The organism is Clostridium sp. CTA-1 (genome assembly GCF_054768215.1).
Window position 1 is genome coordinate 185550 of the sequence record NZ_BAAAAP010000003.1, and the last position, 22991, is coordinate 208540.

The window sequence follows — 22991 nt, forward strand, 5'->3', positions numbered from 1 at the left end:
TTTGTAATTTTTATTATAAAATTTGATTTTTTATATTAAAGATTAATTTTAATATTTATATGTCATCTTCTCCTAATTCATTTGAAGTATAATCAAATTCTGGCCAAGCTATATTATTGCATACTATGGGATCTCTTACATTGTCAGGTAATTTAGAATAAGTTTTACCAGTAGGAGACATAGTTTTTATTATTTTAGGGTTTTGTTCTAAATAGTCTCTTTCCTTGGGAAGATAAGGTTTTTTATCCATTTAAATCACTCCTTTTAAAATGATTATATAATTTATTATTCCACTAATAATAAAAATAATTATGTAAATGAATTATTAACTGATATTAAATGTTTATGAAATATTTTCTTTTTAAAAGGAAAAATATAATAAATAGAGAAATCATATAATATATAAAAATTTAAATAATAGGGGGGAATTTTTATGGTAAAATTAAACGAAGTATACAAATGTGAAGTATGTGGTAATATAGTACAGGTTGTTCATGCTTCAGCAGGACAATTAGTGTGCTGTGGTAAGCCTATGAGGCTATTGGAAGAAAATACAACAGATGCAGCATTAGAAAAACATGTTCCAGTAGTTGAAAAAACAGAGAATGGGGTTAAGGTAAAAGTTGGAGAAAAAGAGCATCCAATGGAAGAAAAACACTATATAGAATGGATAGAAGTTATTACAGAAAACAAAGTTTATAAAAAATATTTAAAACCAGGAGAAAAACCAGAAGCAGAATTTAAATTAGATGAAGAAGTAGCAAAGGTTAGAGAATATTGTAATATACATGGACTATGGAAAAAATAAAATATAATAATTTGAGATGGAGTATGAAATTTATTAAAAATTTTAAATGTAGTTTTCTAGTTTAAAAAATATTCTTTATTAATAATTAAACAAAACCCTATTTAAATATAGATAAATAGGGTTTTGCATATTTTGTAAATTAATAATAAATTTTTATTTATAATTTTAATAATAACTTTAGTATATTTGGTTAGAATAATAAAAAATAGTTTTTAATTCAATTGTTGACAACAGTGTACTTAAATAATGTATAATATAATTGTAGAATAGCTTCAAATTAGTATTTTAAACATTAATGAGTAATAATACAAAAATTTACATATTAATATTTTAAGAAGGGAAAAAGTAAGTTTAAAAACAAACTTAAAGAGAGCTGTATAGGGTGGAATTACAGTAGTTATGATTAAGCTGAATGGGCCCCGGAAAACCTAAGTGAAATAAAAGTAGCTCTAGGCGTAGGTCTTACGTTATAAAGACAGAATTTTATATTCGTAGAGGAGAAATTTAAAATTTCTTGAATATAGGTGGTACCGCGATAATTCGCCCTATAACTTTTGTTGTAGGGTTTTTTTATATATTTTTTTAATGAAATAAATGGAGGTAGAAGTATGGAAGATAATAAAAAGGTTATATTTAGTGGAATTCAGCCTTCCGGAAATTTAACTTTAGGTAATTATTTAGGTGCATTGAAAAATTGGGTTAAATTACAAGATGAATATGATTGTTATTATTGTGTAGTGGATCTACATGCTATAACAGTAAAACAAGAACCTAAAGATTTAAGAAGAAGAACTTTAGAGGTATTAGCAATATATATAGCTTCAGGTATAGATCCTGATAAAAATACTATATTTATACAATCACATGTACCTACTCATTGTGAAGCAGGGTGGCTTTTAAACTGTAACACATATATAGGAGAATTGTTTAGAATGACTCAGTATAAAGATAAATCTCAACGCTATGGGGAATCTGTAAGTGCAGGGTTATTAACTTATCCAGTTCTAATGGCTGCGGATATATTATTATATAATACAGATTTGGTACCAGTAGGTAAAGACCAAAAACAACATTTAGAAATAACAAGAGACTTAGCTCAAAGATTTAATAATTTATATAGTCCAACTTTTAAAATGCCAGATCCATATATACCAGAAGCTGGAGCTAAAATAATGGATCTTCAAGATCCAACTAAAAAAATGTCTAAGTCATCAGATAATGAAAATTCATATATATTAATTATGGATCCACCAGATGCTATAAGAAGAAAAATTAATAGGTGCGTAACAGATAGTTTAGGAATAGTTAAATATACAGATGATCAGCCAGGAATTAAAAATTTAATGACAATACTAGGTACAATAACTGGCATGAATATGGAAGAGATAGAAAAGAAATATGAAGGAAAAGGATATGCTCAATTTAAAAATGATGTGGCAGAGGCTATAATTTCAGAACTAGAACCAATTCAAAACAAAGTAAATGAATTATTAACTAATAAAGAATACTTAGAATCTATATATAAAAAAGGAGCAGAAAAAGCTTATAAAGTATCTTATAAAATGCTAAGAAAAATGCAAAAAAAGATAGGATTTATACCTAGATAGGATAAATTTTTGTAAAGATAAAAAGTTTTCATAAGTGTAATGAAAACTTTTTATTTATTATAATCTGTAATTTTATTAATTATTTATTTAATACAAATTTATTTATTACTTGCGCAACACCATGATCTTCATTATTTTTAGTAATATAGTTAGCTACTTTTTTTACTTGGGGATAAGCGTTTTCCATAGCTACTCCTAGACCAGCATATTCTATCATATGTATGTCATTTTCTGCATCACCAGCACATATTACTTCTTTTTTATCTATGTTTAAAATATTACATAATTTTTCTATACCGTAGCCTTTACTTGTATCCTTATTTAAAAATTCTAAATAAATAGATGCAGTTCTTACCACATTATACTTTTCTTGAAGTTCCTTTGGTACTAGTTTAATTATTTCAGTTATTTTTTCTTCACTACCCACAAACATTATTTTTATTATTTTTAAATCCTCAGGTATATTATCAAAATCTATTATATTTAAAGGTATATTATTAAGAGTAGTTTCTATTTGGCTATATACATTAAATTTAGGTGTATAGCATTCACCAATAGTTAAGAAATGAATATCTACATCTAATTCTTTGCTTAATTTATATAATATTTTTAAATCTTCTTTAGTCATATTATTTTCATATAAAACTTTACCTGTTTTTGTTTCCTGAACTAAAGCACCGTTAAAAGCAATAGCATAATCACCATTGTTAATTAAATTTAATTCTTTTAAATACTTTTCAATACCTTTAAGAGGCCTTCCTGTAGCTAAAACTACTTTAGATCCGTTGGATATAGCAGCTTTTATAGCTTCTTTATTTTCTCTAGAGATAGTTTTCTTATCATTAAGAAGAGTTCCGTCCATGTCTAATGCTATTAATTTATACATATTATGACCTCCATATTAGTTATAATATAAAAATATTATATCATTTTGTAATTAAAATCAACTTTATAGGCATTGGTGATATTGTTTACATTTTAATATTTACAAATTTTTTAGAAATTTTATTTGTGTTTATATTTCAATTAATAGTTGATTTAAATGGATTAGGAGATTATGCCAATGTATTTTTATTGAAAATAAATTGTGTAAATGATATAATTTAACTTGTTTTATTGAAGTATTATGTACATAATTTATACAAATACTATACATATATAATTTTGATCTAATAGGAGAGGATGTAGCTCATTAGACATCCTCTATTTTATTTCATAATGCTTATAGAATTTTTTATAATATTAAACTCAAAGTTGATTTATATTAGGCTTCATGTAAAAAGTATTTTAAGCAATCTTTACAAAAATTATTCCTATATTATTTTGTAGATGGAGTTTTAATGTTAATTAGCTAGAGAATAAATATTTATTGGAAAAAAGGAGAGTGATTTAATGGCTGATTTAAGAGAAAAAATAGAAACAAGAAGAACTTTTGCTATAATATCACATCCAGATGCTGGTAAAACTACTTTAACAGAAAAGCTATTATTATACGGAGGAGCTATAAGACTAGCAGGTTCTGTAAAAGCTAGAAAGGCATCAAGACATGCCACTTCAGACTGGATGGAAATAGAAAAACAAAGAGGAATATCAGTAACTTCATCTGTAATGCAATTTAATTATGAGGGATATTGTATAAACATATTAGATACTCCAGGACATCAAGATTTTAGTGAAGATACATATAGAACTTTAATGGCGGCGGATAGTGCGGTAATGGTTATAGATGCTGCCAAAGGTGTAGAGGAGCAAACAAAAAAATTATTCCATGTATGTAGTTTAAGAGGAATCCCTATATTTACCTTTGTAAATAAAATGGATAGAGAAAGTAAAGATCCCTTTGAACTTATGGAGGATATAGAAAATGTATTAGGTATAAAATCTTATCCAATAAACTGGCCTATAGGATCAGGTAAAGGCTTTAAGGGAGTTTATGACAGAAATAAAAAGATAATTCAAGCCTTTAATGGCGGAAACCATGGTCAAACAGCAGTAGAATCTTTATCCGGGGACATAGATGATGATGTATTTAAAGATTTAATAGGTGAAGATTTACATGAAAAATTAAAAGAAGATATAGAACTTTTAGATATTGCAGGAGATGATTTTGATTTAGAAAAAGTAAGAGTTGGTGAACTTACACCAGTATTTTTTGGGAGCGCTTTAACTAACTTTGGGGTAGAACCATTTTTAGAAGAGTTCTTAAATTTAACACCACCACCATTATCAAGAGAATCAGATATTGGAGAAATAGATGTATTTAGTGATAAATTTTCTGCCTTTGTATTTAAAATTCAGGCTAATATGAATCCAGCTCATAGGGATAGAATAGCTTTTATGAGAATATGTTCTGGTAAGTTTAAGAAGGGCATGGAAGTTTACCATTATCAAGGCGAAAACAAGGTTAAGCTTGCTCAACCACAACAGTTCTTAGCTCAAGATAGGGAAATAGTTGATGAAGCTTATGCAGGAGATATAATTGGCGTGTTTGATCCAGGTATATTTAGAATAGGAGATACATTGTGTTCTGCTCAAGATAAATTTAGATTTGAAGGTATACCTACTTTTGCTCCAGAGTATTTTGCTAGAGTTAGAACTATAGATACTATGAAAAGAAAACAATTTATAAAAGGTATAACTCAAATATCTCAAGAAGGAGCAATACAAGTATTTAAAGAACTTCATATAGGAATAGAAGAAATAGTAGTTGGAGTAGTAGGGGTTCTTCAGTTTGAAGTTTTAGAATATAGAATGAAAAATGAATATAATGTAGATATAAAATTAGAAAGAGTACCTTATAAATATGTAAGATGGATTGAGGAAACAGAAAAAGAAGCAGAAAAATTAAGTATAACTAGTGATACAAAGATAGTAAAAGATTTAAAAGATAGAGATTTATTATTATTCCAAAGTGATTGGGCTATAAGCTGGGCTTTGGAGCATAATGAGGGACTAGTGCTTTCAGATATAGGCAAAAATTAAATTTAAATAGTTAAATATTGAAGTTAATATTTTTTAAATAATAAAAGAGAAATGATACTTAAAAATATAATTTAAGTATCATTTCTTTTTTATTTTATATTAATATAGTGACGTAGAGTTTCCTACTAATACATTATCTAAGCATACAGTTTCCTTAGGTTTTTTATAATAAAACCTATTTAGTTTATCCTTTAATAAAATCTTTCCCTTAGCCAATATAAAGTCTACTAGTTTTACAGTTACAAAAGCTAATATCATTCCTCCAAATACATCTATAATCCAATGTATTTCTAGATACATTGTGGAGTAGACTACAGATAAACAGAAAAATGACCATATATATTTAAATATTTTGTCTTTTTCATGTAATACAACTAAAAACATAGCAAAAGCTATAGATGTATGCATGGATGGAAAACAATTCAAAGTAACTCCAGCAGCAGCTTCAGGACTTAAGTTTCTAGCTAAACCATCAGGATGTCCATTTACATACCAAACTTCTTGTAGATGGAACATTAGATAAAATGGGGTTATTAAGAAAACTTGAAGTACATGGGCAGATAAAGCATATCGCATCATTTTTCTGAAATCTTTAGACAAAGCTGCTCTATACATAGGAATTAAAGCAGGTACAACAAAACCATTATTGTAAACCAATCTGAAAAACCAAGTAAGAGTTTCCGTTTGGAAAATTCGTGCAAAACCAGCATCGTTAAAAGGTATATTTTTAAAGGATGGATTAAGATCCACCACGATATCTCTACTTATTTGCCAACTTAACATTTTTCCCCAAAATCCATACCCGTGTTTATTTATATACATTATAAAGAGTAAAAAAGGGACTGCCAGTATTAAAAAAGGTAATATTTTTACATCTCTTCTAATTTCCTTATATGCTGTAAGAGTAGCAATGGCTAGTAAAAGTAAATAAAACTTATAATCTTGAGATAAATTAGGTATATTTATAGATCTTATAAAGAAAAATAAAACTATAATACCTATAATTATTGAATAATACTTGTCCAAAAAATGTAAAACAGAATTTAATTTACATTTATTCATAAAGAAAGATATTTTTTTATTATTAGCCAATGATATTCTCCTTTCATTATTAATAAAATTTAAAAAAAATTAAAAAAATTAATCTTTCATTAATAAATTATATAATATGTACAAAAAAATGTATATACAAAAATATTTATTTAAGTTTAAATTAATAAATACTTTATATATCCATATTAAAAATTGCAGTTGATTAGTAACAACTGCAATATATATAATTATTTTATTTTTTCCCTTTCCGTAAAGATATCAATTATAAAAATTGTTGTTGCAAGCAATAGAAGAGAATTTATGAAAATACTCCCTAGTTTAAATACAAAGGATATTAGAGAAAACATAAGAATAATAGATGCTATCCATTTTAAGAAATTCATGAAGTCATCTCCTTTAGCAATTATACTTATAATATGTTTTAATTTATTTATAAACATAGCTTTTCCTATAATAATAAAATTTATTTAAATAGTGTGTCCATACATTTTAAAAAAATATAAATACTTTATATACTGTATATAAAGTATATTTTAAAGAGAGGGATTATAATGGAGCACAAAAAAATTATGTATAATACTAATATATTAGATATAGTACAAGTAGCTATTATGGCAGCAATAATATGTGTTGTTACTTTTACTATAAAAGTTCCAACCTATGCTGGATACACTCACCTAGGCGATAGTATGGTACTTTTATCAGTAGTACTTTTAGGAAGAAAAAAGGGAGTTTTATCATCAGCTATAGGAATGGGAATGGCGGATATAATAAGTGGATACTTAATTTGGGCACCTTTCACAATAGTAATAAAGGGTTTAATGGCATTTATAGCTGGAACAATAATATACAAAAATAAAGAAAAACAAGAAACTTTATCTATAAAATTATTAGGATTTATATTAGCAGGGATGTGGATGATAGTTGCTTACTATTTAGCAGGAGCTATAATAGCAAGATTTATAATGTTTGAAAGTGCAGCTTTAAATCAAGCCTTATTAATAGCTTTAAAAGATATACCATCAAATATAGCACAAGCAGTAGTTGGAATTGTAATAGCATTGCCACTAGGAAAAGCATTAAAAAAATCAAATCTAATGAAAAGTATAAAATAAGGAAAGTGGGACGCACTTTCCTTATTTTGTTCATTGTACTCTTTAAATATTAAATTAAATACATTAAAATATAATATATAAACAGGTTTTAATGTATATAATATATTATCAGCTATAAGTATTTTAGGAGTAATGTTATGGATGAAAAAAAATTAGCTAGTTTAATTAGAAAAAATGAAGGATTAAAATTAGATTTTAAACAGATGATAGATATTAATACAGAAAGTGGGAAAAAAGAATTAGCAAAGGATGTTTCTGCCATTGCTAATTCTAAGGGTGGTAGAGGATATATTATTATAGGGATAGAGGATAAAACTAAAAATATAGTTGGTATAGATAATATGGATTTTAAAGAGGAACAGATTCAACAGATTATAAGTTCAAGAATAGATCCCCCTGTACCAGTATCTTTAGATACACTGCAATACTATGGGAAAAAGTTAGCTATTATTAATATATATGATAGTGATCAAAAACCTTATCAAACAAGAGAAAATGGAGTTTTTTATATAAGAAGAGGATCAACTACAGATACTATGAGAAAAGAGGAGATTATATCATCTCTTCAGGATAATTTAAGTTTAAATATTGAATTATGTTCTATAGTCAAAAGTGATGAAAGGGATATGGATATATCTTTAGTAGATAAATATTTTAATGCTATAGGTGTGTTGGTTAATGAAGACAATAGGGTAAGCATGATGGAAAAGGCATCTATAATAAATTATGATAAAGAAAAAGGTGAATTTATAGGTTCTTTAGGGGGATTACTCATATTTTGTAAAAAAAATAATATGTTTTTACCTCATAATAGAATAAAAATAATCAATAATATAAATAAAAAATTTGATAAAGTTAATATAATTCAAGGAGATTTAATATATATTATAGATAAGTCTAGAGATATATTGGTAAATATTTTACCAAAATCATATCCTATAGATGCTGTATGTGAGGCTATAAACAATGCGGTGTTATATAGGGATTATTCTATATTTTATGAAGAAATAGAAGTTTTAATAGATTATAAAACTATTAGTATAATAAGTCCTGGTTGTCTTTTAAGAGATAATAATATGAGTCCTTTTAATACACTAAAAAGAAATATGTGGATATATGAAAAGTTAATATCATTAGATGATAAAAATAGATTCATTAAATCCGGTAATGGATTTAGGAGAATGAAAAAAGCCTTTAGGGGAAAGGGAAAGGTTATTTTTATAAATTCTTTTAAAGAAAACTGTTTTAAAGTTATGTTTCCTGGAATAAATAAATTCTACAAGAAAAATAGATAAAAAAATATTGTAAAATGTAATATTTTAGATTATTTTTTATTTTTAAAATATTCCCAATATTATTGAAAAACATTTTTAATTACTATATAATTTAAATTGAGGAGTTCACCTAAATATTATAAAAGGGGTGGTAAAGATGATTCAAGTTTTTTGTGATCAAAGAGGATCAGGAAAAACAAAGGCTATGATTAATATGGCTAATGAGGAGGTTAAGTTTAGAGAGGGTAATATTGTTTACATCGATGAGGATAATAGTGCTATGTTTCAGCTTAATAGTGAAATAAGGTTGATTGATAGTTCAGAGTTTAAAATTAATAGTTGCGAGAGCTTTTATGGATTTTTGTGCGGCATTTTATCAAAAGATTATGATATTGAAAGCGTATATATTGATGGGCTGTTTGATATTGTAACTAAGAGTGTATGTAATGCCGCACAATTATTTTATTCCTTGGAAGATATTGGGGAACAATATAATGTGAATTTTTATATAAGTATAAATGAAGAGAAGGATATACCTGAGATTATAAAAAAGTATGTAGCATAAAGATTATTAAAGTTGAAAACAATTTTTAGTTTATATAGATAAAGAATAATTTTATATAGTAAATATTAAAGCTATTGATAAGGGAATTTTCAATAGCTTTAATATTGGAAAAACAAACAATAATTTTTATGTTAAGATTTAAATTGTATGAAACATTGCTTAATCGCTTATATGAATATTGATAAAATATAGCTTTCAATATATACTAAAAAAAGGAACTAATATTAGGAGGAATGAATATTGAGTAATGTATATGATATATTAAAAGAACGTGGTTACATAAAACAATTAACACATGAAGAAGAAATAAGAGAACTTCTAGGCAAAGAAAAAATTTCTTTTTATATAGGTTTTGATCCTACAGCAGATAGTCTACATGTAGGTCACTTTCTTCAAATGATGGTTATGGCTCATATGCAAAAGGCTGGGCATAGACCTATAGCTCTAGTAGGTGGAGGAACAGGAATGATAGGGGATCCTACTGGAAAAACTGATATGAGAAAGATGATGACAAAAGATCAAATAGAACATAACTGTAACTGTTTTAAAAAGCAATTAGCAAAAATAATAGATTTTTCAGATGATAAAGCTATTATGGTTAATAATGCAGATTGGCTTTTAAATTTAAATTACATAGAATTCTTAAGAGAAATAGGCGTTCATTTTTCAGTAAATAAAATGTTAACAGCAGAATGTTTTAAAAGTAGATTAGAAAAAGGATTATCTTTTTTAGAATTTAATTATATGTTAATGCAAGGTTATGATTTCTTAGAATTAAATAGAAAATATAATTGTGCTATGGAATTAGGTGGAGATGATCAATGGTCTAATATATTAGCTGGTGTGGATTTAATAAGAAGAAAAGAAAGCAAATCAGCTTATGGTATGACATTTACCCTTTTAACTAATAGTGAAGGAAAGAAAATGGGTAAAACAGAAAGTGGTGCCCTATGGTTAGATCCAGAAAAAACATCACCATATGAATTTTATCAATATTGGAGAAATGTGGCAGATGCAGATGTAGAAAAATGTTTACGCCTAATAACTTTCTTACCAATGGATGAAGTTAGAAGACTTTCATCATTAGAAGGAGCAGAAATAAATGAAGCTAAAAAGGTTTTAGCTTTTGAAGTTACTAAGCTTATACATGGAGAAGAAGAAGCTGAAAAAGCTAAAGTCGCTGCAGAAGCTTTATTTGGAGGAAATGCTAAAGATTTAGGGAATATGCCTACAGCTTATATAGGTAAAGATGATTTAAATAATCCATTAGTAGATCTATTAGTTAAGTGTGAAATATTCCCATCTAAGAGTGAAGCTAGAAGACTAATAAAGCAGGGTGGTCTTTATGTAAATGATGAGAAAGTTACAGATATAAATTTAGTAGTAACAGAAGAACATGTGACAGAAGATGGAATAATGATTAGAAGAGGTAAAAAGAACTTTAACAGAATAGTTGTAGAGTAATGCATAAAAAGGTGTCTCAAAAATAAATCTATTTTGAGACACCTTACTATTTTAATATATATGTAAAGTTGGCATGTATATTAAAATAGTATTTTTTAATTATGGTTATAAATCTGTTTTCCACATTAATAAGGCGTTTTCATTATTATCTGCATAATAGCCTTTTCGTATACCGCTATCTTTAAATCCATATTTGTAATAAAGATTTTTAGCAGCTGCATTAGATTCTCTAACTTCTAATGTTATACCAGTTATATTGTATTTTTTACAAATCTCTATTATTTCATTCATTAAAATATTCCCTATACCTAATCTTCTATAATAGGGGTGAACTGCTATATTTGTTATATGGCATTCATCTATTATAAGCCACATTCCTGCAAATCCTAAGACTTTATCAGTTTTTTTATCTACAACAACTATATATTTTGCAAATTTATTTTTCAGTTCTGTTTCATAAGAATTCCTACTCCAAGGCACAGAAAAGCTTAAATTATCTATTTCCATTACTCCATCTATATGTTCTAGAGAAAAGGGTAATACAATTATATCTTCTTTACTCATGATTTTTCATTCCTATTTTTTTCTCGTATTCCCTTTCAGCTTGGGATTTTCTTATATACAAAGGAGCAAAAGTATATATATCATCTTTATGTCCTTCTTTTAATAAATGTAATCCAAGTTCACCTAAAGATGAAGAACGAGCTAAATTTAAATGAGTAGGAGCAAATTTTACATTATCCATATTAGACAAAATGGTATCTTTAAATTTAAAAATTCCATCACCAATAAAGGTTATAGGTTCATTCTTAGATTTTAATATATTTATTAACTCTTCTATAGATATTACATTATAGTCCATTAATCTTTCCAACTTATGGTTTTCAAATTTGTATAATGATGTATAAACGTTTCCTCTTAAAGCATCTAATATTGGACAAATAATCCCCTCTGCAAAAGCTAAATTAAAAGCTAGACTATCTAGGGAAGATATAGAAACAAACGGTTTTTTTGTGCCTTGACTTAATCCTTTTACAGTAGCAGCACCTATTCTTAATCCTGTAAAAGAGCCAGGTCCTTTAGATATAACAAAGGCATCTATAGAGGATATATCACAATTTATGTTTTTAAGTAAAGTATCTATCATATTTATTAATATGGTAGAGTGTTGTTTTTTATAGTTAAAATTTATTTCGCCATATAATTTATCTTCATCTAGTACAGAACAACTAGCACATTCCGTAGCAGAATCTATACTTAGTATTTTCATATTTTTAGCTCCTTTATATAATCATATCTATTGCCATGGTAATTTATTGTTACTTTTCTATAACTTTCTCCCTTTTCCGGTATTTTATTTATTCTTATATCCATGTGTTCATTTGGAATAAGGTCTTCTATATAATCAGACCATTCAATAATACTTATACCTTCTCCAAATATGTACTCATCAAATCCAATAGCTTCTATTTCATCTGGATCATTTACTCTATAAACATCAAAATGATATAGTTTTAATCTTCCATCATATTCATTTACTATATTGAAAGTTGGACTAGTTATATTATCCTTAATATTTAAGCCTTTAGCTATTCCTTTAGATAAGTGAGTTTTACCTGCACCTAAGTCTCCATTTAGACATAGAATATCTCCTGAATTACAATGGCTCCCTATAAAATTACCTATATCAATAGTTTTATTTATAGAGTCAACTATAAATTCCATATAATCACCTCGAATAATGTAGTTATAATATTTCATAGAAAAGTAAAATATTATAACAATTAAATTTTTATATAGTTCATATCTTAATTTATCCTACCTCAAAATATTTATAGCACAAAGATAGATGAAAAACAACTTTAGCTACTTTGTGTCATAGCTTTTTTTAAGTGGTATACGGCTTTATCACATAGTAAGCCCTCTGATACCATTTTATCTAATATAGAAAAAGCTCTTTTAAAGTCCATTCCTTCTCTATAAGGTCTATCTTCTATTAGAGCTTGATATATGTCACAAACTGCTATAATTCTATCTTCTTCACACAAATCTTTTGCTTTTAATCCTCTAGGATAGCCCTTACCATTTAATTTTTCATGATGATTGCATGCCCAAAATCCGATATCACCAATTTCACCGAATCTGTTTAATATTATGTCAGTATAGTAAGGATGAGATTTTATAATTGAAAATTCATCTTTATTTAAAGGTCCATTTTTATCTAGAATTTCTTTTTGTATAGCTAATTTTCCTATATCATGAAGAAGACCAGCTATTTTAAGTTTTATACATTTTGTTTCATCATATCCTATAGTTTTACCTACTTTGTAACAGAGTTCCGCAATTTCTCTGGAATGTTCAGCGGTAAAAGCACTCTTATTATCTATTATTTCTGAAAATATATAAGCCATATCCATAAATTTATATAAATCTAATTCATAATTGTATATAGGGCTGACCTTATCTAAAATATATTTTAAATAGCTAGTATTTTCTAAATCTAGCCAAAACATGTCTGTAGAAGATATTTCTAAAAAGGCTTCTACAACTTTAGGACAAAAGATTTTATTTTTATTCCCTTTAATCCAATTCACTATATGTGTTTTTTGTGCATAAGAGGGTATATCATCATTATATAAAAGGTCTGTTAAATCTGCTAATCTTATTATTTGACTTTGAACAGGAATATTATCTTTTTTTATTTTTAAAGCTCCACTTCCATCCCAATTTTCATGATGATATAGTATAAAGTTAGATATATTATTAAAAATAGGGAAAGATTTAGTTATTTCAGAACCAGTAAGACAATGTCCTAAAATAAATTCATTGCTAGAGTGACTCTTGGAAAGAAAATTTGTAGCACCTATATCATGGAGTAGGGAAGAAACATATAATTCTTCTAAATGGGTACCACTTATATTTAAAGCTTTAGCTAGACATAAAGATATATAGCATGTCCTTTGAGAGTGATTAAGAAATAGGTGCTTTGAATAATCGATGTTAGTAACATCTTCTATTATACTGTTAGTTCCTATAGAACTCATTTCAGCTAAGTCTAAGGCTATAGAGATAGATCTTAAAACTTTATCCATGCTTATATACATAATAAAACCTCTCAATACTAAATTTTCCTTATTATTTTAACATAGCTACATTAAATAATAAATATAATTCCCTTAATGAGCTAAAATGAATAAAGTAATATATAAAATTTGCAATAAAAAAATCTATTATGTAAAATATAATATAATGTTATTAGATAATACATATATTTCAATGTATATGTTACAGAGGTGTATTTATGAAAAAAACTATAATTTTTATAATTGGATTTATGATATGTATAAATTTGTTTGGATGTTCTAAACCAAATATTAGTGATAATGAAGAAGAGAATATAAAAAAAGAAGTTTATTTAGATATAGCTACTACAGATAAAAACATATATAACATAGTAAAAGAAATAGTAAAAGATAAGCATTATGTAGAATATATATTTAAAAATAGAGAGGAATTAATAAATTATAAAATAAAAGAAGATACATTAGAGAATATAGGTAGCAAGGATTTGTTTTTTTATGTAGGAGCTAGTTTTGAACCTTGGATTGATGAATTCTTATCAAAATTGGATAAAAGCAAAGTGGGAGTTGTCAATGTATCTAGAGGATCTAAGCTAATGCCTTATGAGAAAAAAGTAAAGTTTGAAAATAAAGTATTAAAAGATAATCCCTATTATTTTTTGAACTTGAATAATTATAAAATAGTTTTATCCAATACAAAAAATGCTATACAGGATAAAGATCCTAGCAATAGAGATTTTTATGAAAAAAACTTTTCAAATATATTAAAAAGAATAGAAGGTTATGAAGAGGAGTTTAGTAAAATATCCGATAAAACTGGTGAATTTGTATTTATAGTTGATGAAGATAAATTAGATTATTTTATAAAATATTTAAATGTAAACACACTAAAAATTAAGAGAGATGAAAAAGATAATATAACTAATGAAAAGGAAATAGAAGATATATGTAAAAAGTATAAAGGGAAATGCGTATTTTTATCTAGCAGTAATGATATATTAAAAAATAATAAAAATTTATTAGATAAATATAAAATGAAACCTCTACTACTGAAAATTTATGATAATGATATTTTATATGAGGATATGATACAGTATAATATATCACTACTAAAAAGTACTTTTAAATAAAAGGCGGTGTTTGTATTGAAAAAAATATACTCCTACATAGTTGGTGTACTGTTAGTTATATTGCTTATTCCTATGGGAAATGTTAAAGCAAATAGTACATATATGATTACAGAAGGGGTAGTTAAGTTAAATAAAAATATATATATTCAGCCAGATAAAGTGGAAAATGCTGATGTTATAAGTATAGGATCAGATATATATGTAAATGGAACTGTAAATGGAGATGTAACTTCTATAGGTGGAAATGTATATATAAATGGCAAAGTTACAGGAGATGCAACAGCTATAGGTGGAAGAGTTACAAAGGGTTCAAAAGGAATCATAAAAGGAACTATAAAAGAAAGATTTAAAAAAAGCAAGATTCCTTTTATAAATAGTAATAAAAATATAGAAAGCACTAAATTTGATCATAGTAGAGTAGCATCAGCTATATTATTATTTATATTGTGCATTATAACATATAACTTAATGCCCTATAATGAAATGAGAATGGCATCTGCTATAGATAAGGAATTGGGGAAAAGTTTGATCTATGGATATGGTACTATAATATTGATTGCTATGCTGTTGATTACTTTATTATTTAGTATAGTAGGCATTATATTGATCCCAATAGTAGCAATAGTGTTCATAATAACTTTTCTTGTGGGATTTACATCTATGTGCCTATATGTAGGAAAAAGATTTTTAAAATCAAAGGTATCTCCTATGACTTCTATATTAGTTGGTGTAGTCTTTTATGAAGTAATAAGGAGTGTAATCTTTTTAGGGTTAGGTCATGCTGTTATTATATTATTTATATTTCCACTAAGCATTGGTATACCTATAAGAAGTAAGTTTGGCAGTTTTAGACCCTGGAGAAGGCTAAATACCAATGATGATTGGAATGATTTTTGGAAACATTAAAGTTGAATTAAAATTACGTTATTTAAAAGTTGGTAAAATCAACATATATAATTTACTGGTAAATTATATATGTTAATATGAAAGGAGAAGAGTTATGTTCTTCTTTGGTATATTTGGTATAAATACAAAACAAGAAGAAATCGAGGATTTTGAAAATTTGGTTTGTAAAAAGTGTGGTATTTTAAGTAGGTACACTGTGATAAAAACCTATAATGTTTTTCATTTTTTCTTTATACCACTTATTAAGTGGGGAGAAAAGTATTATTTAAAATCTAGATGTTGTAATACTATATATGTTATATCAAAGGAAAACTTAGATAGGGTTAGAGAGGATAGAAGCCTTAATAACATTGACTTAGAGGAAATATATAGTGAAAATTCAAATGCTAATAATAGTATAATAATTTGTAATGGTTGTGGAAAAGAAATAGATAGCTCTTTTAAATATTGTCCACATTGCGGGAAAAAAATATATTTTTAAAAAAGTAGAGGGTACAGTACCTCTATTTTAATTTATTTTTATATGATGATTAGGTAGATATTTAAAAGGATATTTTTAGTTAAAAAATAAAATTTTATATTGACATAATTGCAAATATAATGTATTATAATACTTGTCATTAGACCGGTGACTAGGTTGAGAGTAAATATTTATTAAAACTTAGCACATTAATATAGGGGTATAGCTCAATTGGTAGAGTAGCGGTCTCCAAAACCGTTGGTTCCGGGTTCAAGTCCTCGTGCCCCTGCCATTAGAAAAGCCAGTAATCGTAAAGATTGCTGGCTTTTTACTTGTTATAAAACTAATTGCTATATAGGTAGTTTTATAATACTCTTAAACATGTTATAAAATTTCTTTAGGCTTTTCTATTAGCTTATATAAATTTTTTCAAGTCTTAAAACACTTATTTTAACATGATAATTAATCTTTCATATTGTATGTCAGTGGTTCTTTTTAAACTCATCAAAAGATTTACAAAAAATAAAAATAACATTTCTTATATTTTATTATTAGAAAAAATATAAACTATAAATCTTCAATATGAAAGTACTAATATTAATGATATCTTTTTAAAAATTTAATGTTTATCTAATTTTAACTGTTCTGTATTTTCTATGAATTGAATTTAAAAAGAAATATTCTTTGTTATCAAAGCATTAGCTAAACAGGAATGGTTCAATGTATATTATAAAAGGAGTTTGTACATAATTTGCGGGATAATTATAATCAATGTGTCTAAATAAAGTACGATAGCGTTAATAAAATTTTATATAAATAGAAATTAAGAAGTGTTATAAATATTTAACTGTATATATGATTATACACTAAAATATGCTAAAAAATTTTGTGAAATTTAAATTATACATCAATAGTTTAAGTTATTATAAAATTAACAAACTGCACAGTGTATTTGTTCAATTATTGTAAATTTCATTATAATTTATATAAAAAATTCACAAAAAGGCATTGACTTCCTATATTTATTGATATATTATTATCAATAAAATAATATAAGAAAGGGTGTATAATGTATGAAAAAGTTAGTTACTGTATTTTTGATGACTTTAACTTTTCTGTTAATTGGTTTTCAAGAAACAAGTATGGGAAAAGTTTGTGCTGAAAATGTGAATTTTTCAGGCGTTACAGCCCCCATAGGATGCAATGTTCGTTTACAGCCAAGTATTAATAGCCAAACAGTTTACACTATACCAGGTAACACAACTGTAAATTTTGAAGGGTGGGTAACTGGTGATTCCATATATGATTATTGGACAGGTGAACCAGATAACAAATGGTTCTTTTACACAGATAGAAATTATGGAAAAGTTTATATTGCTTCAGCAGGAATAGATGGAAATCCGCCTTCAACTACTGATCCATCTGACCCATCTGGAAGTGCCACAGTTCCAGAAATTAAACAACAAATGAGCAACTGGTGTTGGGCAACTACAACTAGCGCAATCCTTCAGCATTATGGTTTCAATGTAACTCAACAACAAGTAGTTTCTTATATAAAAGGAGGTTTAGTAAATCAAACTGGAACAGATAGAGAAATGTTAAATGCAGCTAATCATTTTGGATTATATGCTCAAGTATTCTATACTCTACCTTCCTATTTAGCTGTTCAATCTGAAATTGGCAATGGAAATCCATTAGAAACTATGATTAGTTGGTCTAGTGGGGGTGGACATGCTCAAGTATTAGATGGATGCTATACTAATGGCGGAAGAAACTATATAAAAATTATGGATCCTTGGTATGGAGATCATTTTGATTATGCTTTTGATTACTATAAAGCAAATTCCGAATTTTCATGGCAAGCTTATATAGGTAATTTTAGAAGAAATTAATTTTTAAAGGAGGTTTTTTTGTGATAAAAATATTTAAAACTTTAGTTTTAGCTGGAGTAGTAATAGGTGCTATTGGAATTACTTCTTACAATATTATGGCTTCTGATAGAGTAGAAAATTTAGCCTTAGAGGACTATAAAGCAGGACAAAAGGATTGTAAAGCAGGACAAAATCAAAGTGCAAAATATATTTTACCTAAAAAAAATCAAGATGGACTTCAACTTTCAGATTTTTCACTTCCAATTTACAGCATGGCTGAAACAAAAGATATTTTATCTAGTGACGGAAAAAACATATCTAAGCTTTTACAAAGCACAGATAAAAAGCTATGGTTTATGATGAATGAAGATGAACCAGAAGGAATTGTAGTGGCAAACGATGTTAGACCAATAAAAATGGGTGGAAAAAACAGAAGTAAAGATTTAATGAAAATATATAAAGATATAAAAAATAATGTGAAGTCAAAAGAAAATATAAAATATTTTGAATTTGAAGGACAAGGTATATTTGTTATTTCTCATAATAATATAGATGAGATATACTTAAGTATAGGTGCTTCTAAAGTATTGGATATGGAAGCTGGTAAAAAAATTTCTTCTAAAGAATTTATGTCACAAATGAAAAAATATATTTCTAATTTGCAGTAAATATTCTAATTTGCAAAAAAAATAGATATTTTAAAATTAAAGTTGAAAAATTAGGGTTATTATCAAGCATGTGAGCCAGTTCAATGTGTTTAAATTTAAATGTTTATCTGTCTACTTAATGGAGGCAGTTTATTTTTTTGTTGTGCGTTACTTTTTATATATTATTTATATAAATTTATTTGTGCAGTGTAGCATAATATAATTAATATTGTTTCATATGACATAAAAATTAGTAATTTTATTTTCTTTCATATATATGATAAAATTATATAGGAATTAAATCTAAATTCATATTAATAGCATTGCGCTGGAGGGTCTAATAATGAAGGAAATAGATTTAGTAATTATAGGGGGAGGACCGGCAGGAATGGCTGCTGCAATTTCGGCTAAAAATAAAGGTATTGATGACATTTTGATATTAGAAAGAGAAGATTCTTTAGGCGGCATACTTAACCAGTGTATCCATACAGGCTTTGGATTGCATGTATTTAAAGAAAATTTATCTGGTCCAGAATATGCTCAAAAATTAATAAATGAAATAAATAGACTAGATATAGAATATAAAATAGATACAATGGTTTTATCTATAGATAAAGATAAAAGTATTAAAGCGGTTAACCCTGAAGATGGAATGTTTAGTATAAAAGCTAAAGCTATTATACTAGCTTCAGGATGTAGAGAAAGACCTAAAGGAGCAATAAATATACCAGGAAGTAAGTGCGCAGGTATATATACAGCAGGTTCCATACAGAAGTTTATAAATATAGAAGGATATATGCCTGGTAAAGAGGTGGTTATATTAGGTTCTGGAGATGTAGCATTAGTAATGGCTAGAAGAATGGCCTTAGAGGGAGCAAATATAAAAGCTGTAGTTGAAATTATGTCTTATTGCTATGGAACAGAAAATAATGTGGTGAACTGTTTAGATGAATTTGATATACCACTTAAGTTAGGTCATACTGTTGTAAATATAAAAGGAAAAGATAGAGTTGAGGGAGTTACTATAGCAAGAGTAGATGAGGATAGAATTCCAATACAAGGTACAGAAATGTATATACCTTGTGATACTTTAATGTTATCTGTAGAGCTAAGAGGAGATAGTGAAATTATAAGAAAAACAGATATAGAATTAAACAAATCTACCTGGGGACCTAAGGTTGGAGAAAATTTCCAAACCATGGTAGAAGGCATATTTGCTTGTGGCAATGTTCTACATGTATATGATACTGCGGATAATGTAACAAAAGAGGGGTATAGCGTAGGGGAAAGCGCTTCTAAATATATTAAAGGGAAAAGTTTTTTAGAAGGTGAAAGAATAGGATTATGGGCAGATAAAGGTATAAAATATTTGTTGCCTAATTTTATAAATTTACACAATTTAAAAGAAAATGTACAGTTAAAATTAAAATTTGATAAACTATATGAAAATCAGAATATTTATATTTATTTTGATCAGATTAAAGAAAAATTAAGTTCAAATGAAAATATAAAACCTGGAGATATTATTAATATAGAAATATCTAAAGATAAATTGTTAAGCTATAAAGATTTAAAAAAGATAACTATAGGGATAAAATAAAAAAATGAGCTAAAATAGATTTAATTTTAATGACTTAAAGATAAAAATACACTACATAAACATATGGCTTATGTAGTGTATTTTTTATATGATATATTAAAGTTTATACTTTCTTAATAGAGTTATGTAGGGAAATATCTTTTTACACAAATCCGTCTACATATCTTGTTAAAATAATTTTGTTAGACATTTTTTACAGATTATTATTGTTTGTTTATTTGCTGTTACAATATCATTTTTATTTATGGATTTACCACATATTTCACATACTATTTTATCTTTTGTTACCAACACAGACTTATCTTTCTTATTATTAAATTTAACTTTTTTGTTTGGAGGAGGAGAATAATTTATTGGTTTATCTGTATTTTCTTTTTTTATAATATTATATTCCATTTTAAAAATACTTTCTGCAAATAACTCTAATTCAAATCGTGGGAATTCTTTATCGTAAAATTCCTCTATTATTAGTCTTCTTATCTGAGCATCATTTACTATGAGACCACTTTTTTCTATTCCATCAAATATACTTTTAGTTATATTGTTTGTATCAGGATGTCTTTTTTCACTTTTATAATATACTTTTAATACTGCAATTAATGATTCTTCCAATACTGTATTAGGATTTTGTAGTCTTGTCTCATAAGCTATTCTTTCTTCATATACTGCATATCTATCATGATATTTACCAGAATTTAATGGCATTATAGCTCGTCCTTGTAAATTGAATAATTTAAAATTAGATTTAGATATAGGTGACCCTTCAACTATTACTTTAGCGTAATTTTTCATATTTAAGCTCCTTTTACTATTCTGTATTTTATTATAGCATATTTGATTAAAAATTTAGATTTAATAGATTGGATTTTGTTTCAACTGTGACTTATTAATTTTTTATGTCAAAACTATATTTGAATATATAAATTCAATAAAGTATAATGTAATTTAGATTTATAAAAGAATAATAAATTACATAGTTAATATATATTTAATTACATAAAAAGGAGTAAGAAATATGAAAGAAAACATAAATATTTTAGCTATAGAAAGTAGTTGTGATGAAACTTCAGCGGCAGTGGTTGTTAATGGCAGAGAAGTTTTATCTAATATAATAGCGTCACAAATAAGTACTCATGAGAAGTTTGGAGGTGTAGTGCCGGAAGTTGCTTCAAGAAAGCATATAGAGGTTATAAGTACAGTAGTACAAGAAGCTTTAGATGAAGCTAATTTTACTTTAGAGGATATAGATGCTATAGGTGTAACCTATGGACCAGGATTAGTAGGAGCTTTACTTGTAGGACTACAATATGCAAAGGGATTAGCTTTTGCAACAGGAAAGCCTCTTATAGGAGTAAATCATATAGAAGGTCATATAAGTGCAAATTTTATAGAATATAAAGATTTAAAACCACCTTTTATGTGTTTAGTAGTATCAGGAGGACATACATTTATAGTTTATATGAAAGATTATGGTGAATTTGAAGTGTTAGGTGAAACTAGAGATGACGCAGCAGGCGAAGCCTTTGATAAAGTAGCTAGGGCTATAGGATTAGGTTATCCTGGAGGACCTAAAATAGATAAAATATCAAAAGAAGGAAATGAAGAGTCTATAAAATTTCCAAGAGCAAATTTTCATAATGATACTCTAGATTTTTCTTTTAGTGGAATAAAATCAGCAGTATTAAATTATTTAAATAAGAAAGAAATGAAAGGAGAAGAAATAAATAGAGCAGATGTGGCAGCATCCTTTCAAAAGTCTGTGGTGGATGTTCTTGTAGATAATACTATAAAGGCTTGTAGGGATAAAAAAGTAGATAAGGTAGCAGTAGCAGGAGGGGTAGCATCTAATTCCTGCTTAAGAGAGACTTTGGTAAAAGAGTGTAAGAAAAAAGGAATAGAAGTACTAATACCACCTTTTATATTGTGTACAGATAATGCAGCCATGATAGGAAGTGCAGCTTATTTTGAATATATTAAAGGGAGAAGGACTTCTTTAGATATAAATGCTGTACCAAATTTAAAACTTGGAGAAAGATAGAAGCTATTAAACTTTCAATATAAGTAAGATTTTAGATAATAATAAAGACTTTCTTTTATAAATAAACGATAGGTTAAAATAGAAATCTACTGTTATTTATTTATAAGGAAGTCTTTTTTTAAATGTATTCAATTTGAAATATTAATACTATAGTAGTAATTATATTAAAAAACAATTAATAATAAGTTAAAAATATTGAAAAAATACTACTATATCATTGAATAGTGTGATAAATTATTATATTATTATATTAGGTTTATATTAATATGATAGTAAATTTTCAAATATTTTATCATTTTTATAAAGTGTAATAACCTAAAATGTTAAATGAAAGAAAAATAAAAAAAATATTCAATTGAAAAAATTTTATAAATTATATATAATGTAAAGG

Annotated in this window: 23 protein-coding genes, 1 tRNA gene and 1 other annotated feature; of the genes, 15 read left to right on the top strand and 9 right to left on the bottom strand. The window is 26.5% G+C overall.

Annotation, left to right across the window (positions count from 1 at the left end; genetic code table 11):
* Positions 1-55 precede the first annotated feature (55 nt).
* Positions 56-250 carry a hypothetical protein gene (locus ACYUEW_RS03665; protein ID WP_003483201.1) on the bottom strand — a complete coding sequence of 65 codons (195 nt, stop codon included), beginning with the start codon at positions 248-250 and terminating at the stop codon, positions 56-58.
* A gap of 183 nt (positions 251-433) precedes the next feature.
* Between ACYUEW_RS03665 and ACYUEW_RS03670 the strand changes: the two genes are divergently transcribed.
* Both ACYUEW_RS03670 and trpS read left to right on the top strand, forming a co-directional pair.
* Positions 434-808 (top strand): desulfoferrodoxin, encoded by a 375-nt coding sequence (locus tag ACYUEW_RS03670; protein ID WP_003483203.1) that lies wholly within the window; start codon positions 434-436, stop codon positions 806-808.
* A 323-nt stretch (positions 809-1131) separates the two neighbouring features.
* Positions 1132-1359 (top strand) — a binding site (T-box leader).
* 57 nt (positions 1360-1416) lie between these two features.
* A complete protein-coding gene (gene trpS / locus ACYUEW_RS03675) occupies positions 1417-2415 on the top strand; it encodes a tryptophan--tRNA ligase (RefSeq protein WP_003483204.1) in 999 nt (332 codons plus the stop codon).
* A 79-nt stretch (positions 2416-2494) separates the two neighbouring features.
* Here trpS and yidA read toward each other — a convergent pair whose 3' ends face one another.
* Positions 2495-3301 (bottom strand): sugar-phosphatase, encoded by an 807-nt coding sequence (gene yidA / locus ACYUEW_RS03680; RefSeq protein ID WP_043032556.1) that lies wholly within the window; start codon positions 3299-3301, stop codon positions 2495-2497.
* A gap of 506 nt (positions 3302-3807) precedes the next feature.
* On the opposite strand from yidA, the gene ACYUEW_RS03685 reads away from it, so the two are divergent.
* The gene (locus ACYUEW_RS03685; protein WP_003483206.1) at positions 3808-5397 is read left to right on the top strand and encodes a peptide chain release factor 3; all 1590 of its coding nucleotides are present in this window, start codon (positions 3808-3810) and stop codon (positions 5395-5397) included.
* Between the two features lie 99 nt (positions 5398-5496).
* On the opposite strand, the gene ACYUEW_RS03690 is transcribed toward ACYUEW_RS03685, so the two are convergent.
* Positions 5497-6489 carry a phosphatase PAP2 family protein gene (locus ACYUEW_RS03690; protein ID WP_460276242.1) on the bottom strand — a complete coding sequence of 331 codons (993 nt, stop codon included), beginning with the start codon at positions 6487-6489 and terminating at the stop codon, positions 5497-5499.
* Between the two features lie 188 nt (positions 6490-6677).
* Positions 6678-6833: a hypothetical protein gene (locus ACYUEW_RS03695; RefSeq protein WP_163243976.1), complete on the bottom strand. Its 156-nt coding sequence runs from the start codon at positions 6831-6833 to the stop codon at positions 6678-6680.
* A gap of 168 nt (positions 6834-7001) precedes the next feature.
* On the opposite strand from ACYUEW_RS03695, the gene ACYUEW_RS03700 reads away from it, so the two are divergent.
* The 4 genes from ACYUEW_RS03700 (at position 7002) to tyrS (ending at position 10868) form a co-directional block, all read left to right on the top strand.
* Positions 7002-7565, top strand: coding sequence for an ECF transporter S component (locus ACYUEW_RS03700; protein ID WP_460276243.1), 564 nt, complete (start codon positions 7002-7004; stop codon positions 7563-7565).
* 137 nt (positions 7566-7702) lie between these two features.
* Positions 7703-8860: an AlbA family DNA-binding domain-containing protein gene (locus tag ACYUEW_RS03705; RefSeq protein ID WP_460276244.1), complete on the top strand. Its 1158-nt coding sequence runs from the start codon at positions 7703-7705 to the stop codon at positions 8858-8860.
* Between the two features lie 136 nt (positions 8861-8996).
* Positions 8997-9404, top strand: a complete 408-nt coding sequence (locus tag ACYUEW_RS03710; RefSeq protein ID WP_003483212.1) for a hypothetical protein — start codon at positions 8997-8999, stop codon at positions 9402-9404.
* A gap of 240 nt (positions 9405-9644) precedes the next feature.
* Positions 9645-10868: a tyrosine--tRNA ligase gene (tyrS, locus tag ACYUEW_RS03715; protein ID WP_460276245.1), complete on the top strand. Its 1224-nt coding sequence runs from the start codon at positions 9645-9647 to the stop codon at positions 10866-10868.
* Positions 10869-10973: 105 nt separating this feature from the next.
* Here the strand turns inward: tyrS and rimI are convergent, their stop codons facing one another.
* The 4 genes from rimI to ACYUEW_RS03735 form a co-directional block, all read right to left on the bottom strand.
* Entirely contained in the window at positions 10974-11432 is a 459-nt protein-coding gene (gene rimI, locus ACYUEW_RS03720; RefSeq protein ID WP_460276246.1) for a ribosomal protein S18-alanine N-acetyltransferase, read from the bottom strand.
* Positions 11425-12138 carry a tRNA (adenosine(37)-N6)-threonylcarbamoyltransferase complex dimerization subunit type 1 TsaB gene (tsaB, locus tag ACYUEW_RS03725; RefSeq protein WP_003483218.1) on the bottom strand — a complete coding sequence of 238 codons (714 nt, stop codon included), beginning with the start codon at positions 12136-12138 and terminating at the stop codon, positions 11425-11427. Before tsaB ends, rimI begins: the two co-directional genes overlap by 8 nt.
* Positions 12135-12593 carry a tRNA (adenosine(37)-N6)-threonylcarbamoyltransferase complex ATPase subunit type 1 TsaE gene (tsaE, locus tag ACYUEW_RS03730; protein ID WP_042384191.1) on the bottom strand — a complete coding sequence of 153 codons (459 nt, stop codon included), beginning with the start codon at positions 12591-12593 and terminating at the stop codon, positions 12135-12137. Before tsaE ends, tsaB begins: the two co-directional genes overlap by 4 nt.
* Before the next feature lie 137 nt (positions 12594-12730).
* Positions 12731-13972 carry an HD-GYP domain-containing protein gene (locus tag ACYUEW_RS03735; RefSeq protein ID WP_043032553.1) on the bottom strand — a complete coding sequence of 414 codons (1242 nt, stop codon included), beginning with the start codon at positions 13970-13972 and terminating at the stop codon, positions 12731-12733.
* Positions 13973-14169: 197 nt separating this feature from the next.
* Between ACYUEW_RS03735 and ACYUEW_RS03740 the strand changes: the two genes are divergently transcribed.
* From ACYUEW_RS03740 to ACYUEW_RS03770, 7 genes are all read left to right on the top strand, one after another.
* Entirely contained in the window at positions 14170-15078 is a 909-nt protein-coding gene (locus ACYUEW_RS03740) for a metal ABC transporter substrate-binding protein (RefSeq protein ID WP_460276247.1), read from the top strand.
* Between the two features lie 15 nt (positions 15079-15093).
* Complete coding sequence (locus tag ACYUEW_RS03745; RefSeq protein ID WP_042384197.1) at positions 15094-15984, top strand: bactofilin family protein; 891 nt, start codon at positions 15094-15096, stop codon at positions 15982-15984.
* A gap of 94 nt (positions 15985-16078) precedes the next feature.
* Positions 16079-16465, top strand: coding sequence for a zinc ribbon domain-containing protein (locus ACYUEW_RS03750; protein ID WP_460276248.1), 387 nt, complete (start codon positions 16079-16081; stop codon positions 16463-16465).
* Positions 16466-16660: 195 nt separating this feature from the next.
* Positions 16661-16736 (top strand) — tRNA-Trp (locus ACYUEW_RS03755).
* 781 nt (positions 16737-17517) lie between these two features.
* Positions 17518-18336, top strand: coding sequence for a papain-like cysteine protease family protein (locus tag ACYUEW_RS03760; protein ID WP_003483231.1), 819 nt, complete (start codon positions 17518-17520; stop codon positions 18334-18336).
* A gap of 20 nt (positions 18337-18356) precedes the next feature.
* Positions 18357-18983, top strand: coding sequence for a hypothetical protein (locus ACYUEW_RS03765; protein WP_003483233.1), 627 nt, complete (start codon positions 18357-18359; stop codon positions 18981-18983).
* A 322-nt stretch (positions 18984-19305) separates the two neighbouring features.
* Positions 19306-20562: an NAD(P)/FAD-dependent oxidoreductase gene (locus ACYUEW_RS03770; protein WP_003483235.1), complete on the top strand. Its 1257-nt coding sequence runs from the start codon at positions 19306-19308 to the stop codon at positions 20560-20562.
* Between the two features lie 168 nt (positions 20563-20730).
* Here ACYUEW_RS03770 and ACYUEW_RS03775 read toward each other — a convergent pair whose 3' ends face one another.
* Positions 20731-21354, bottom strand: a complete 624-nt coding sequence (locus ACYUEW_RS03775; RefSeq protein ID WP_003483237.1) for a RusA family crossover junction endodeoxyribonuclease — start codon at positions 21352-21354, stop codon at positions 20731-20733.
* Between the two features lie 223 nt (positions 21355-21577).
* On the opposite strand from ACYUEW_RS03775, the gene tsaD reads away from it, so the two are divergent.
* On the top strand, positions 21578-22600 hold the full coding sequence (tsaD, locus tag ACYUEW_RS03780) for a tRNA (adenosine(37)-N6)-threonylcarbamoyltransferase complex transferase subunit TsaD (RefSeq protein ID WP_003483239.1): 1023 nt from the start codon (positions 21578-21580) through the stop codon (positions 22598-22600).
* Positions 22601-22991: the final 391 nt, after the last annotated feature.